13 protein-coding genes and 1 tRNA gene are annotated in these 13,647 nt (G+C 41.9%); 7 read left to right on the top strand and 7 right to left on the bottom strand.

Annotated features, from left to right (window positions below):
• Nucleotides 1–29: 29 nt before the first annotated feature.
• Complete coding sequence (gatC, locus tag ACPUEY_RS00690) at nt 30–344, bottom strand: Asp-tRNA(Asn)/Glu-tRNA(Gln) amidotransferase subunit GatC (RefSeq protein ID WP_086174772.1); 315 nt, start codon at nt 342–344, stop codon at nt 30–32.
• Between the two features lie 132 nt (nt 345–476).
• Between gatC and ACPUEY_RS00695 the strand changes: the two genes are divergently transcribed.
• From ACPUEY_RS00695 to ACPUEY_RS00720, 6 genes are all read left to right on the top strand, one after another.
• Entirely contained in the window at nt 477–1,523 is a 1,047-nt protein-coding gene (locus tag ACPUEY_RS00695) for a rod shape-determining protein (RefSeq protein WP_092819810.1), read from the top strand.
• Between the two features lie 15 nt (nt 1,524–1,538).
• Nucleotides 1,539–2,396: a rod shape-determining protein MreC gene (gene mreC, locus ACPUEY_RS00700; RefSeq protein ID WP_092819809.1), complete on the top strand. Its 858-nt coding sequence runs from the start codon at nt 1,539–1,541 to the stop codon at nt 2,394–2,396.
• Complete coding sequence (mreD, locus tag ACPUEY_RS00705; protein ID WP_092819808.1) at nt 2,383–2,874, top strand: rod shape-determining protein MreD; 492 nt, start codon at nt 2,383–2,385, stop codon at nt 2,872–2,874. The genes mreC and mreD overlap by 14 nt, the downstream gene beginning before the upstream one ends.
• The gene (locus tag ACPUEY_RS00710; RefSeq protein ID WP_425120771.1) at nt 2,862–3,428 is read left to right on the top strand and encodes a Maf-like protein; all 567 of its coding nucleotides are present in this window, start codon (nt 2,862–2,864) and stop codon (nt 3,426–3,428) included. The genes mreD and ACPUEY_RS00710 overlap by 13 nt, the downstream gene beginning before the upstream one ends.
• A 42-nt stretch (nt 3,429–3,470) precedes the next feature.
• Entirely contained in the window at nt 3,471–4,925 is a 1,455-nt protein-coding gene (gene rng, locus ACPUEY_RS00715) for a ribonuclease G (protein WP_092819806.1), read from the top strand.
• Nucleotides 4,926–5,059: 134 nt separating this feature from the next.
• The gene (locus ACPUEY_RS00720) at nt 5,060–5,230 is read left to right on the top strand and encodes a PA1571 family protein (protein ID WP_086196905.1); all 171 of its coding nucleotides are present in this window, start codon (nt 5,060–5,062) and stop codon (nt 5,228–5,230) included.
• Nucleotides 5,231–5,306: 76 nt separating this feature from the next.
• Here the strand turns inward: ACPUEY_RS00720 and ACPUEY_RS00725 are convergent, their stop codons facing one another.
• Both ACPUEY_RS00725 and ACPUEY_RS00730 read right to left on the bottom strand, forming a co-directional pair.
• On the bottom strand, nt 5,307–6,692 hold the full coding sequence (locus tag ACPUEY_RS00725) for a WS/DGAT/MGAT family O-acyltransferase (RefSeq protein ID WP_092819805.1): 1,386 nt from the start codon (nt 6,690–6,692) through the stop codon (nt 5,307–5,309).
• 169 nt (nt 6,693–6,861) lie between these two features.
• On the bottom strand, nt 6,862–7,593 hold the full coding sequence (locus ACPUEY_RS00730) for a phosphoadenylyl-sulfate reductase (RefSeq protein ID WP_425120772.1): 732 nt from the start codon (nt 7,591–7,593) through the stop codon (nt 6,862–6,864).
• 200 nt (nt 7,594–7,793) lie between these two features.
• Here ACPUEY_RS00730 and thrH point away from each other — a divergent pair, with 200 nt between their 5' ends.
• Nucleotides 7,794–8,411: a bifunctional phosphoserine phosphatase/homoserine phosphotransferase ThrH gene (gene thrH, locus ACPUEY_RS00735; protein WP_086196902.1), complete on the top strand. Its 618-nt coding sequence runs from the start codon at nt 7,794–7,796 to the stop codon at nt 8,409–8,411.
• A 69-nt stretch (nt 8,412–8,480) separates the two neighbouring features.
• Here the strand turns inward: thrH and ACPUEY_RS00740 are convergent, their stop codons facing one another.
• From ACPUEY_RS00740 to ACPUEY_RS00755, 4 genes are all read right to left on the bottom strand, one after another.
• Nucleotides 8,481–9,701: an OmpP1/FadL family transporter gene (locus ACPUEY_RS00740; protein WP_425120773.1), complete on the bottom strand. Its 1,221-nt coding sequence runs from the start codon at nt 9,699–9,701 to the stop codon at nt 8,481–8,483.
• 333 nt (nt 9,702–10,034) lie between these two features.
• A complete protein-coding gene (locus ACPUEY_RS00745) occupies nt 10,035–11,333 on the bottom strand; it encodes an OmpP1/FadL family transporter (RefSeq protein WP_425120775.1) in 1,299 nt (432 codons plus the stop codon).
• A gap of 564 nt (nt 11,334–11,897) precedes the next feature.
• Nucleotides 11,898–11,970 (bottom strand) — tRNA-Arg (locus ACPUEY_RS00750).
• A gap of 81 nt (nt 11,971–12,051) precedes the next feature.
• A complete protein-coding gene (locus ACPUEY_RS00755) occupies nt 12,052–13,407 on the bottom strand; it encodes an amino acid permease (RefSeq protein WP_425120776.1) in 1,356 nt (451 codons plus the stop codon).
• Between the last annotated feature and the right edge of the window lie 240 nt (nt 13,408–13,647).

Consider the following 13,647-nt stretch of genomic DNA (forward strand, 5'->3'; position numbering starts at 1 on the left):
TTTAATAAAATGATTTAACTGAATAAAGATTATTCAATCACGCGCGGAACAAGGTACAAGCCATCTTGGGTTGCTGGTGCAACAGCTTGATATTCTTCACGATGATTTTCTTCAGAAACCACGTCTTCACGTAAGGGCTGTGGATGGTCAAATGGACTTTTAAGCGGCTCAACATTTTCAGTGTCAATGCCTTTTAGGGTTTCCATCATGCCTAAAATTTTATTTAGACTTTGAGCATATTCAGCAGATTGCGTATCATTTAGCGACAATCGGGCCAGATGTGCGATTGCTGAAACTGTTTTTGCATTTAAATCTGCAGAATGCTGTGCATCCGATGTAGACATAATATTACCTAATCAGTATTAAAAAAATTCAAAATATCGTGCGTTATAATAAGCGATTGACTTGTTCAAATCATCACATTTAGTTAAAGTTGCCACCTTGCGTCCACATAAAGTTTAATCGAGAACGTCTCCGTGATTCTAAAAAGACTAATTGGCTTGTTTTCGCCCGATCTAGCCATTGATTTAGGTACAGCAAATACACTTATTTATGCACCAGGACGAGGCATTATATTAAATGAACCGACGGTTGTGGCCATCCGTCACAGCGGTTCACAGAAAATCGTTGCCGCGGTTGGTCTTGATGCTAAACAAATGCTTGGTCGTACACCTGCAAATATTTCTGCAATCCGTCCGATGAAAGATGGGGTGATTGCCGATTTCGAAGTGACCGAAACCATGCTGAACCAGTTTATTGGTAAAGTCCATGAAAAGCGTCTATTCCCGCCTGCACCGCGTGTTGTGGTGTGCGTGCCGTGCAAATCAACACTGGTTGAGCGCCGTGCCATTCGTGAAGCGGTATTCAATGCTGGTGCACGTGATGTCCGCTTGATTGAAGAGCCAATGGCTGCTGCAATTGGTGCCGGTATGCCGGTTGAACAGGCATGTGGTTCAATGGTGGTCGATGTGGGCGGTGGTACCACTGAAATTGCCATCATTTCATTACAGGGCTGTGTTTATGCAGACTCGCTACGTATTGGCGGTGATGTATTTGATGAACAGATCATCAATTATGTACGTAAAGCGCATGGTTGCGTGATTGGTGAAACCACTGCCGAAGTGATTAAAAAAGAAGTGGGTATGGCTCTTCCTGATGAAGGTGCCAAATCACTCGAAATCGAAGTGCGTGGCCGTAACCTGGCTGAAGGTGTACCTCGTGCCATCACGGTGACTTCAGACGAAATTACCCAGGCGATTTCCGATCCATTACAAAATATTGTGTCTGCGGTTAAATCTGCCCTTGAACAAACCCCGCCAGAACTGTCTTCTGACATTGCAGAGCGTGGTATTGTGCTGACCGGTGGTGGCGCATTGCTGCGCAACCTCGACAAGCTGCTTGCACAAGAAACCGGTCTGCCTGTGGTTGTGGCTGAAGATCCGTTGACTTGCGTGACTCGTGGTGGTGGCAAGGTTCTGGAGTTCTTCGACAATCCAAATCACGACATGTTATTTGTAGGCTAAGTTAGGGACCAGGCGGTGCAAACACAACTGTTTTCCAGACAACCGCCATCTTTTCGCTCATTTATCATTGCGGTGATCACATGTCTGGTTGTGCTGTTTTTTAACTGGCGCATGCCTCAGGTGATTCAGCCCGCACGTGATGTCTTGTATGCGGCATATAATCCGATTTATGCCCTCGCAAGTTATCCGGTGTTGTCGCGAGAATGGCTCAATCAACAAACCAAGTCTGAAGCCCAGTTACGTCGTGAAAATACTGCGATGCAAGCCGAGTTGTTGCAGGCTCAGGTTCGTCTGCAAAAATTATCTGAACTTTCTGCCGAAAATACCCGTTTAAGAGGTCTGCTGGATACACCTTTGATTATTGATGGGCGCATGGAAATTGCAGAAGTCATCGGTACCGATGCAGATCCTTTACGGCATATTATTGTGATTAACCGTGGTTCCAGTAGTCAGCTCAAGGTCGGTCAAACCGTACTGGACGATAAAGGGATTATGGGGCAAATCATCAATGTCAATTCGCATAGTAGCCGTATTATGTTGCTGTCCGATAAAGAGCACTCGCTCTCTGTGCGTTTAGAACATACCGGGATGCGTGCCATTGTATCGGGTACAGGTGATTTAGGTCATTTGAAGATGGAATATGTTCCGACCAGTGCCAATGTCAAGGTCGGTGAAAAAGTCTATAGCTCAGGTCTGGGGGCGCATTTCCCGGCAGGCTATCTGGTCGGTACGGTGTCCAAAGTCAACCGGCACAATTCGGGTGAGTTTGCCCAGATTGAGGTCATTCCAGCCGCGCAACTGGCCGGTGGACATCATGTGGTGGTGCTGTTTTCCGATTCATTAGCGATGGAGCAGCCGCATGCCACTCGCTAAATTACGTGCCGAAACCAATCGTGATCCTTTAATTGCCATTATTGTTTCAGTCATTGTCTGTTCGGTGCTGATGGTTTATCCATTGTCTTATGCCGTGTCAGGTGCACGTCCCTTATTCATGTTGCTGCTCATGCTGTTTTGGGTGATGTGCCAGCCTACCTGGTGCGGAATCTGGTTTGCCTTTGCCACCGGCATGTTCACCGACCTGCTAGTGGATGCCCCTTTAGGCATGAATGCGCTAAGTTTTGTGTTGATTACCTTTATTGTCCGGTTTTTAACCCGTGAGCGCCGTATCATGACTTTTGGCAATCTCTGGGTGATCAGCTTCCTGGCCGTGCTGGCACATTTATTTTTGACCTGGATTTTGCAAATTATGGGCGGCTTGCAGTTCTCCCTTACCCGGCACTGGCAGCCTTTATTGAGCAGTGTGCTGGTTTTCCCGGTCATGTACTTTATGCTAAAAAAATGGCGCGTTTAATTCTGGCTTCGAGTTCTCCACGGCGCCGGGAACTCTTGCAACAGCTGGGTTTGGATTTCGAGATTTATAGTCCGGATATCGATGAATCTGTTCTTGACGGAGAAGATGTTGCCGCCTATGTTGAACGTTTAGCCTGCAGCAAGGCTCAAGCCGTGTTGGAGCAATTTCCGGATGCCATCGTCATCGCCGCTGACACCAGTTTGGGGGTGGATGATCAAATTTTAGGTAAACCTGAATCAAAACAACATGCTTTTGAAATGTGGCAGCGCATTTCCGGGCGCAAGCATGATGTGTTTTCAGGTGTTTGTGTGCGTACAAGAAAAGAAAAATCAAGTATAGTGGTACGGACGCAGGTTGAGTTTCAAAAATTAAGTCTCAATGATATGGAAAGTTATTGGGCAACCGGGGAGCCCTTAGGCAAAGCGGGTGGTTATGCCATTCAAGGTATCGCATCGCGTTATATTCCCCGTATAGAAGGCAGTTATAGCAATGTCGTGGGTTTGCCTTTACACGAAACCGCACAGTTATTACAGGCAGTTAAAGCACTAAATTAACTGACCTCAAAAAAGAATTTTTATAATGTTTTGAGTTTTATTATGTCTGACGAGTTGTTGATTAACGTCACACCGATGGAATGTCGTGTGGCCTTAATCCAGAACGGCACGGTCAATGAATTATTTGTTGAGCGTACGGTTAAGCGTGGATTGGTGGGCAATATTTATAAAGGTAAAGTGGTGCGTGTACTTCCGGGTATGCAGGCTGCTTTTGTCGATATCGGGCTTTCCCGAACCGCTTTTCTGCATATCAACGATATGGTCTGGCCGCGCAATCAACCGACCCCGAATGTTTTTGAACTGCTTCAGCCCGGTCAAATTCTCACGGTGCAAGTGATGAAGGATATGCTCGGGACCAAAGGTGCCCGTCTTTCTACCGATCTTTCCATTCCTTCACGCTATCTGGTACTGATGCCTTATGGTCATCATATCGGTGTATCACAACGCATTGAATCTGAAGAAGAGCGAGATCGATTACGTTCAATGATCGAACGGATTCAAAGCGAGCATAAATTACCCGGCAGCGTCATTGTCCGTACCGCGGCAGAGGGGATTCCTGAAGCTGAAATTGCGCAGGATATGGCGTATTTGGCCAAGCTTTGGGAATTTATTCAACGCAAGCAAAAAAGCATTGCCGTCCCTTCATTGATTTTTGAAGAACTGCCGCTGCCACAGCGGGTCATTCGTGATTTGGCCAATGAAGATACTTCTAAAATTTCTGTCGATTCACGCGAAATACATGCCAAGTTGCAAGAATTTGTGCAAGAGTTTGTGCCGAGCATGCAAGACCGGCTGGTTCATTATCCGGGTGAACGTCCTATTTTTGACTTATATAATGTTGAAGAAGATATTCAGAAGGCCCTGCAAACACGCGTAGCACTGAAGTCGGGTGGCTATCTGATGATCGACCAGACCGAAGCCATGACTACCATAGATGTCAATACCGGTTCCTATGTTGGCGGTCGGACTTTAGAAGACACTGTATTTAAAACCAATATGGAAGCGACACAGGTCATTGCTCGTCAGCTGCGCTTACGCAATTTGGGTGGCATTATCATTATTGACTTCATTGATATGCAGGAAGCCCAGCATCGTGAAGAGGTGATGAGCCAGTTTGAGCGTATGCTGGAACGTGATCATGCCAAAACCAAAATCACCCAGGTTTCGGAACTGGGTCTGGTGGAAATGACCCGGAAACGTACCCGTGAATCTTTAGAACACTTATTATGTGAATCGTGTCCAACTTGTCAGGGGCGTGGCTATGTCAAAACGGCAGAGACAGTGTGTTACGAAATTTTTCGGGAAATTTTGAGATATGCACGTGCTTTTGAATCTAAAAGTGGTTTTACCGTGGTTGCACATCCTTCGGTGATTGACCGATTGTTAACAGCGGAAGCACCTGCTGTGGCTGATTTGGAGCACTTTATAGGGCGTATCATCAAATTCCAGGTGGAAAATCTATATACGCAAGAGCAATACGATATCATTCTGAGCTGAAATTGTAACAGAATATCGTTAAACACTTGTTACATCTGAAATTTTACTTTTTAAGCTGAATTTTGAATACTAGTCGTACACAGTAGCCAAAGCCAAAATCTCCCAGTTTTGGCTTAGCAAAAAAGAGGTATGACATGAGTATAAGCCAAGTAGCAGTTCAACAAAATACGAAAGTTACAGATAATAAAATGAGCCAAAACGGTTATATCGTCAATGAGCAGGGTAAAGAAGTTCAAATTACAGCTGCCATGATTCATTCAGTTTGCCATCAACTATTAAATCAATGTCGCGCAATTAAAAATTAATCTCATGCAAAGATAAAATAAAGGGGCCTTTGAAAGGCCCCTTTATTAATTTACTATTCACTTTTTGAAATGGCGGCTAACTCACCGCTCTCAACTTCTTTGGCGGAATATCTTGTCCTACAATCTCTTCAAAGCGCTGAATTTCATCTTCCAGGTGTGTGAGCAGGTTTTGCATCTTCGGTAAGGCATTGCGACAACCTGTTAACCCCACCTCCAACTTATCCAAATAGCTGGTCATGGTAATATTCAGTGCCTGTCCATCCAGTACAATTGAAGCTGGATAGAGTGCATCCAGTTTTGCACCATTCCAGTATAGCGGTTCGCGTGGCCCTGGCACGTTAGAAATCACAATATTGAACGCTTGGCGTTTTGGCATCATTCCCGAGACAATATTTAAACCAGCTGCACCGTAAACTAATGCGCTATAGTTTAAAATTTGATTTGAATTCATGCGTTTGAACCGCTGCTTGGCATTTAACACACTACGGCGAATAATTTGCAGGCGTTCTAAAGGTGTATCTTTATGCGTACCCAGATTAGCCAAAATCATGGTAATACGATTTGAAACCTCAGAATCATCATCACGAATTGAAGCCGGAACCATAGCAATCAGCGGTTTTTTCGGCAATGCGTGATGACTGATCAAATACTCACGCAGTGCGCCAGAACAGATGGCCAAGACTACATCATTGATGGTGACACCCAGTGCTTTTGCAATTTTGCTTAAGCGGCCCAATTCAAAGGATTGTGCGGCAAAACGGCGTGATGAACTGACTCGTTGATTTAAAATGCTACTGGGTGCCTGGAAACTGGAAACATAGTCAGGATTGCGCCCCATATCTTTAAAAATCGTCTGGGATAATTCATACATGACTTTTGGCGTTGCTTCCAATTGATCCTTTAAAGTCCCCATGATTTTTTTGATGCGGCTCTTTGGGGGATTTTTAATACGTTTCGCGCGAGGACCTTCAACACACCACAGCGGCACAATGCTTTTGGCATTTGGATCTTGCGATAGGGATTTTTCAACCAGACGCATACCGGCAATACCATCGACCATGGCATGATGAATTTTAAAGTACATGGCAAAGCGATTGCCTTCAATCCCTTCAATAATGTTACAGGTCCAGAGCGGTTTGGCACGATCAAGCAGTGCGCTATGTTCTTGTGAAATATAAGTCAGCAATTCACGGATTCGACCGGGATGAGGAAGTGCAATGTGGCGGAAATGATGGTCTAAATCAAATTCTTGGTCTTCATCCCAAAAGAGGCCATTGAGTTTATTATTAAAAGGTGTAACAGGAAGACATTTGGATTTACGAATATCAGCAACGAGGTCTTGAATGAAGGTCTCAGGCGCATTGTCGGGAATTTGAAACAGGAACAGCCCACCGACATGCATCGGTTGCTGACGTTTTTCCAGCGACAGGAAAATAAAGTCAATTGGGTGTAATGGACGCATAGCGTTGAATGCCTCACTGCAATTTTATGGCTGTTCTTATATAAACAGGCTTGTTAGAATTATATGAAAAGGTGTTTTTAGTATATCTTTTTTCAAAAAGAAATGAACTGCTTTATGTGTAATCATAAGTTAAAAAAAATCACTGAATAACAGTGATTTTTTTAAAATATTATTTTAAATTTCCTGCATGTAATCCGCATTCTTTATGGGTCGCTTCCTCCCACCACCAGCGGCCTTCACGTTCGTGTTGATTCGGTAATACTGGGCGGGTGCAGGGTTCACAGCCAATAGAAATAAAACCACGTTCATGCAGCGGATTATACGGAATTTCCATCATGCGGATATAGTTCCATACGTCAGAACTTGACCAGTTTGCCAGGGGATTATATTTAATCAGTTGTTTTCCTGGACCGGAAAAACCGGCATCTGCCTGAACGACTGGAATTTCATTGCGGGTACCCGGGCTTTGATCTTTACGTTGACCGGTAATCCAGCCATCTAATGTCGCCAGCTTTTTACGTAAGGGTTGAACTTTACGGATACCGCAACATTCCTGATGACCATCCTGATAGAAGCTAAAGAAACCTTTTTCAGTCACCAGTTTTTGCATCGTTTCCGTTTCAGGGAAGCAGATTTCGATTTCAATATTATAGTGTTTACGAACTTGGTCGATAAACTGATAGGTTTCTGGATGTAAGCGACCGGTATCGAGACTGAAGACACGAAAAGGTTTGCCCAAATGAGAAGCCATATCAATTAAAACCACATCTTCAGCACCCGAAAATGAAATGGCAATTTCACCTTCTTGACTTAAAGCAAGTTCCAGAATCTCGCTGGGAGATTTGTCGGCATATTCAGATGCAAGTGCATCAACAAGGTCAATGGTAGGGATTGGAGTCATGACAGTTCCTGGCGTATAGGCTTGGACACTTAAAAACCTATATTAATTTAATTCACAATGATTCTAATAGAATTGAAATAAGCTGCTTAGCACTAAAAAATAAATGCTTATGAATAAAATAGATTTAAAAAACAGCCCCTGAAATCTCTATTTTTAAGCTATCATAACGCAAAATTTTTTCACTGACATTGGGAGAACCCATGGAAATCGTATGTCTTGATCTTGAAGGGGTGCTGGTTCCAGAAATTTGGATTAACTTTGCCAAAAAAACAGGAATTAAAGCATTGGAAGCCACTACACGTGATATTCCAGACTACGATGTGTTAATGACGCAGCGCCTGAATATCTTAAAAGAACACGGTTTGGGCTTAAACGATATTCAGGAAGTAATTGCAGAGATGGGACCATTCCCGGGGGCAAAAGAATTTGTGAAATGGGTCAGCACTCATTTTCAATTGATTATTCTTTCAGATACGTTCTATGAGTTTGCTCATCCTTTAATGAAGCAACTGGATTGGCCAACCATTTTCTGTCACAAGTTAGAAACGGATGAAAATGGCATGATCACCGCTTATAAACTTCGTCAGCCAGATCAAAAGCGCCAGGCCGTTAAAGCACTGCACGGTTTGAACTTCCGTGTGATTGCAGCAGGCGATTCTTATAACGACACCACAATGCTGGGCGAAGCAGACCACGGGTTCTTGTTTGATGCACCGGAAAATGTCATTGCGGAATTCCCACAGTTTCCACCGATTCACGGGTATGATGCATTAAAAGAAGCGATTCGTAATGCTTCAGTGCGTAATATTCCAGCTTAAATCCTTATATTTATATAAGTAAAAAAGGCGTACCATCGGGTACGCCTTTTTTAAACATATAAAATATATTTAGAATTTATAACCTACATTCAAACCATAAGCGATAGCATGGTTATCTGCAAATTGTCCTGCTTGGGTATGCGCTCCAGTCACAGCATCAGCATCACCTAACCAGAAATATTTCACACCTGCTCCGATAAAGTAGTTTTCAGCAGGGGAGAAGCGCACACCTGTTCCCACATTCCAGTAGCCTTCCGTTGGACCAAGGGTAGTGACTGGATTACCCGCACCTGAATCCCAGCCTACAGAGACATTGGCACCCCAACGTTCATTCAGTTTACGACCCAGGCCTACTGTTGCAGAAATTTGATCGTCTTTATAGTCAATTAGATTAAAGCCATTCGGTTTTCCCGGTACCAGACCTGCTTGTCCAAGCATTTGAGAGAGTTTTCCAAAATTGTAGGGTTGAACTTTAAAATTAGACCAATCCACCCAACGCAGATTTGCAAAGGCAACAGTGTCCGCCATAATGCCGCTCTGTAAATCAACATTGACAGATTGTGGCGTGGTTAATTCAGTTTGTCCTGAAGATGCATTCAAGGCAGTCATTGCATTATCTAATAGGGTATTGCCTGTCATGCCTGCAGCATTAAAGCGTTCATAAGCATTGATCTTGTGCTTGATTTCTGAACGATAGGTGACGGAAGCTTTGAGTGCAATTTCCGGAATTTGATATGCAACACCTGCTAACCAGCCTGCCGACTCATCTTCACCCGTTCTGAAATCGTAGCCATTGAAAGCACTATAGGTAGTACCACGAAGTAGTACTGTACCATCCACAGTTTGATATACGGCACCTGCATATAAGTTCCAATTCTGAGTCGGTTGGTAGCCTAATATGAGATTTAAGTTTTGTGTGTCTACTTCGACAGAGGTGCCATCTTTAAAAAGAACAGGACGATTTTCTACAAAATTATTATTTCCAGAGTATTCTGCATCCGCACCATAAGGTTGATCGTAAATTAAACCTACAGAAAAGTGTTCATTCGCTTGAACTTTCAAAGCAGCATGTGGGAAATAGTAGTCACCAGCCATATCTGTAGCCGTATTTCCAGACTTATCTTTACCTGAAACTTCAGGGTCTAAAATAGAAATGCCTGCTTCAAAATAATTTCCGGGTTGTAAAAATGTGGCGATAGATTGACCTGAACGATCTAAGCCAGCGGCAAATACTGAAGCAGATGGAAGTAGGCTAATTAAAACTGCTGAATATATTTTATTGAGCTTCATGGTTCTTTCCCTGATGCCATTTTGTAACTAAAAGTGCTGGAAAAGTAACATAAATAAAAAAAGAGTAAATACTCTGCTAGGGTTTAATAATTGACTTGTAAGCACACAAATGATGCTTGATAGAGTAATAATTCTATTTTTGTTAAATTATCTTTATGATTTTTAAATAAAAAGGAAATTATGAAGAATGAAGTAAATCTCAAAATAAAAAATTAACCGTTTGATGGAAAATACAGCTATTAATTTATAAATGTATATTAAATGCTAATCAAAGACTGAAAAAAAAAAGACCATTGTTAGCAATGGTCTTTTTCATCAATGGATTACATGATATTAGAAGCGGTAACCAATTTTTAAGCCATATGCAAGTGCATCGTTGTCTTCAAAGTTTGCAACTGTATTAGGAGTGCCAAATTGTGCGCCAGATTGTGCTTTAGCATCACCTAACCAGAAGTATTTCACGCCACCAGCGATGAAGTAGTTTGGTGCTGGGCTGAATTGTAAACCTAGACCCACATTCCAGTAACCTTCTGTTGGACCAAGGGTAGATACCGGATTGCCTGCACCAGTATCATAACCTACGGAAACGTTACCAGCCCATTGCTCATTCAGTTTACGACCAACACCAACAGTTGCAGAAATTTGATCATCGGAATATGCAACTAAATCAAAGCCATTTGGTTTTCCAGTTGAAGCTACAACAGGTGCTTGTACACTAGCTGTACCAAATTTAGGTGGGCGAATGGAGAAGTTAGACCATTCAACCCAGCGTACATTAGCAAATGCTACGGTATCTGCCATGATGCCGGTTTGGAAATCCAGGTTAACAGATTGTGGTGTCGTGATTGAAGTACTTGAATTTGGTTGTAGGTTAAGACCAGCAAATAAACCTGTATTAAAAGTTTCGGTGGTTTTTGCATCATGGTCAATTTCAGAACGATAGGTTAAAGATGCTTTGAGAGCAATATCAGGAATTTGATAAGCAAAACCAGCTAACCAACCGACTGAACCGTCTTCTTCCATATTGGCATTATAAGAGCCAAATGTACTGCTACCGCCATATGCTAGACCACGTAATTGAACGTCACCTTCAACAGTTTGATAAACTGGACCTGCATAAAAATTTAAATTTTTATTTGGTTGGAAACCAAATAGCATTGATATATTTTGTGTTTTTACTTCAACTTTAGTTGATTCAGAACCATTATGGAATAAACCTTGACCTTGAAATGCGGCTAATGCACCTGGTAGTACAGCAGGTGAACTTGAGTCTGTGGCTGAATAAGTTGCATCAGCTCCGAAAGGCTGATCGTAAATTAAGCCAAAAGAGAAATTATCAGTAAGCTGTAATTTTAATGCTGCACTTGGAAAATAATAATCATCTCCCATATCTGATAAGTTTGTATTTTGAAGCCCAATAGCACTTGCTGGAGCTGCTGGGTTTGGAGTATATCCATTATTTACTTTACCTGAAACATTTGGATCTAAAACAGAAATACCCGCTTCGAAATAGTTACCCGGTTGTAGGAAGGCTGAAATAGATTGACCTGAGCGATCTAGTGCAGCTGCAAATGCACCTGTCATTGGTACTGTTGCAAGAATCATTGCGGTACTAAGAGTTTTTAATTTCATTTTGTGTCTTTCCTTGAGGTACAAATTTTATTACGGCTGATTTGTGTTTTTGAATGCGCTAAATTTATTTTCCTAATATCAGTTATATAACCAGATATCATTTGTTACTCCATGTGACAAAAATAGCACAATAAAAAAAAGAGTAAATGCTCTATAAAAAACTATAGAGTTTAAAAAATGAACGTATTAGAGTTTTTAGTCTAAATTTATACTAATAGTTTACTTTAAACAATTGAAAAATAATTAATTAAACTAAATTGATAATTATTTTATGTGAATATTTATTTGATTAAAAAATGACCATTTATCATAAAAAGTATCGTATTTTTATGTGATAGAGTTCTCTCTTCAAACGTAATAATTGAAATTTAAAAAACAGGAGGTCAGGAAATTTAATTTTTTAAATATTTTTTATTATTAATTGCAATTTGGGAATTTTAAAATACTCGTCTCATTATCTGACTAAGGGAAAGTTTAAATATAGACAGGTAGGGAAGCGAGATCTGGCAAGCTGAATAGGGCTTTAGATTATTTTTATTAAAAATTTTAGGGTGAAAAGTATTGTGCGCCCTGCGGGACTCGAACCCACGTCGGTCGCTTAGGAGGCAACTGCTCTATCCAGTTAAGCTAAGGGCGCAATGCGCAGCTAATGTAGCGCAAATACCGGTAAAAAAAAAGTTATTGTCGAAACAATAACTTTTTAAAATGATTTTTATGTTTAAGATTTCTTCGTCTTTAGGCTTTTAAATAGGCCAAACATCAGCACTATCCAGACGGGAATCATCAATACGGATTCTTTAAAACCTTGGGTCCACATAATATAAAGTACTGTCGCAATAAAGATCAGTACCACATAATTGCTGACAGGAGCCCAGAGTGCAGGGAACTTGGTTTGAATCGCAGCGTTTTTGACAGCCTGTTTGAATTTCAGATGTGTCAGACTGATCATGGCCCAGTTAAGAACCAATGCACCCACGACCACGTACATCAAGTGACCTAAAGCGTCTTCTGGAACGAAGTAGTTTAAAAGCACACAACCGAAAATGAGCAGGGCCGAGAATAAAACAGCAGGAATAGGCACACCTTGTTTATTCACTTTCAGGAACGCTTTTGGTGCATTGCCTTGCTGTGCCAGACCATACAGCATACGGCTATTGGCATACATACCGCTATTATAAACAGACAGTGCAGCAGTCAAGATAATGAAGTTCAGTAAGTGCGCTGCCCAGCCAATGCCGAGTTGACTGAAAATCATCACAAATGGGCTTTTATCCAGACCGCCGAGGTCTAGCTGGTTCCAAGGCACTAAGGATAAAAGAATCGTAAGTGAACCCACATAGAAAATCAGGATACGGAAAACGACCTGGTTAATGGCTTTAGGAATGGTTTTTTCCGGGTCTTTGGCTTCCGCAGCCGCCATACCAATCAGTTCAATACCGCCAAAGGCGAACATGAGGAAAGCCAGCATATAGAACAGGCCTTCAAAACCATTCGGGAAGAAACCGCCATGTGCCCAGAGATTGCTAAATGAAGAGGTTGAACCTGCATCTGCGGTCAGCAATAAATACAAACCGAAAACAATCATGGAAATCACGGCAGTCACTTTAACAATAGAAAGCCAGAATTCGGATTCGCCATAAAACTTCACATTGCCGAGATTGACCAGAGTAATGACAATGAAAAAGAACAGTACCGAAGCCCATGCAGGAATATGCGGCCACCAGTAATTGATATATTTGGCGACTGCAGTCAGCTCTGTCATGGCTACTAGAATATATAAGATCCAGTAATTCCAACCCGCCAGGAAGCCCGGGAATTTGCCCCAATATTTAAAGGCAAAATGGCTAAATGATCCTGCTACAGGCTCATGTACAATCATTTCACCCAGTTGGCGCATGATTAAAAAGGCGATTAAACCACCAATGGCATAACCCAGAATAATGGAAGGGCCAGCAGATTGGATGACCTGTGCGGAACCTAAGAATAAGCCTGTCCCAATTGCACCGCCCATGGCGATCAGTTGGATATGACGGTTCTTTAAGCCACGCTGAAGTTTGGAAGACTCGTTGTTCAAAGTATTCAGCCCGACAATGTGTAAGGAAAGGATTGTAATAGATTGTAATAGATTGAAATGTATAAGCCTAGTACAGGGCCAGGAGGGAGGTTGCTAAAAAATAATCACAAAAAACATATTTTATATATTTTAATTTCGAATCAAGGAATTAATTTTATTTTTAATTACATAAAATAAAATGATGTTAATGATAAAAAAAGTTTGATATCCGTTTTTTATACTTAAGTCAAGAAAGCATCT

Source organism: Acinetobacter sp. G11 (assembly GCF_049808495.1).
In the GTDB taxonomy this organism is placed as follows: Bacteria; Pseudomonadota; Gammaproteobacteria; order Pseudomonadales; family Moraxellaceae; genus Acinetobacter; species Acinetobacter kookii.

Excerpts from the sequence above, each read along its gene's own strand:
- ACPUEY_RS00730 (WP_425120772.1), bottom strand. The coding sequence starts at position 7,593 with ATGACTCCAATCCCTACCATTGACCTTGTTGATGCACTTGCATCTGAA.
- thrH (WP_086196902.1), top strand. The coding sequence starts at position 7,794 with ATGGAAATCGTATGTCTTGATCTTGAAGGGGTGCTGGTTCCAGAAATT.
- ACPUEY_RS00720 (WP_086196905.1), top strand. The coding sequence starts at position 5,060 with ATGAGTATAAGCCAAGTAGCAGTTCAACAAAATACGAAAGTTACAGAT.
- ACPUEY_RS00710 (WP_425120771.1), top strand. The coding sequence starts at position 2,862 with ATGGCGCGTTTAATTCTGGCTTCGAGTTCTCCACGGCGCCGGGAACTC.
- ACPUEY_RS00740 (WP_425120773.1), bottom strand. The coding sequence starts at position 9,701 with ATGAAGCTCAATAAAATATATTCAGCAGTTTTAATTAGCCTACTTCCA.
- rng (WP_092819806.1), top strand. The coding sequence starts at position 3,471 with ATGTCTGACGAGTTGTTGATTAACGTCACACCGATGGAATGTCGTGTG.
- ACPUEY_RS00725 (WP_092819805.1), bottom strand. The coding sequence starts at position 6,692 with ATGCGTCCATTACACCCAATTGACTTTATTTTCCTGTCGCTGGAAAAA.
- mreD (WP_092819808.1), top strand. The coding sequence starts at position 2,383 with ATGCCACTCGCTAAATTACGTGCCGAAACCAATCGTGATCCTTTAATT.
- ACPUEY_RS00745 (WP_425120775.1), bottom strand. The coding sequence starts at position 11,333 with ATGAAATTAAAAACTCTTAGTACCGCAATGATTCTTGCAACAGTACCA.
- gatC (WP_086174772.1), bottom strand. The coding sequence starts at position 344 with ATGTCTACATCGGATGCACAGCATTCTGCAGATTTAAATGCAAAAACA.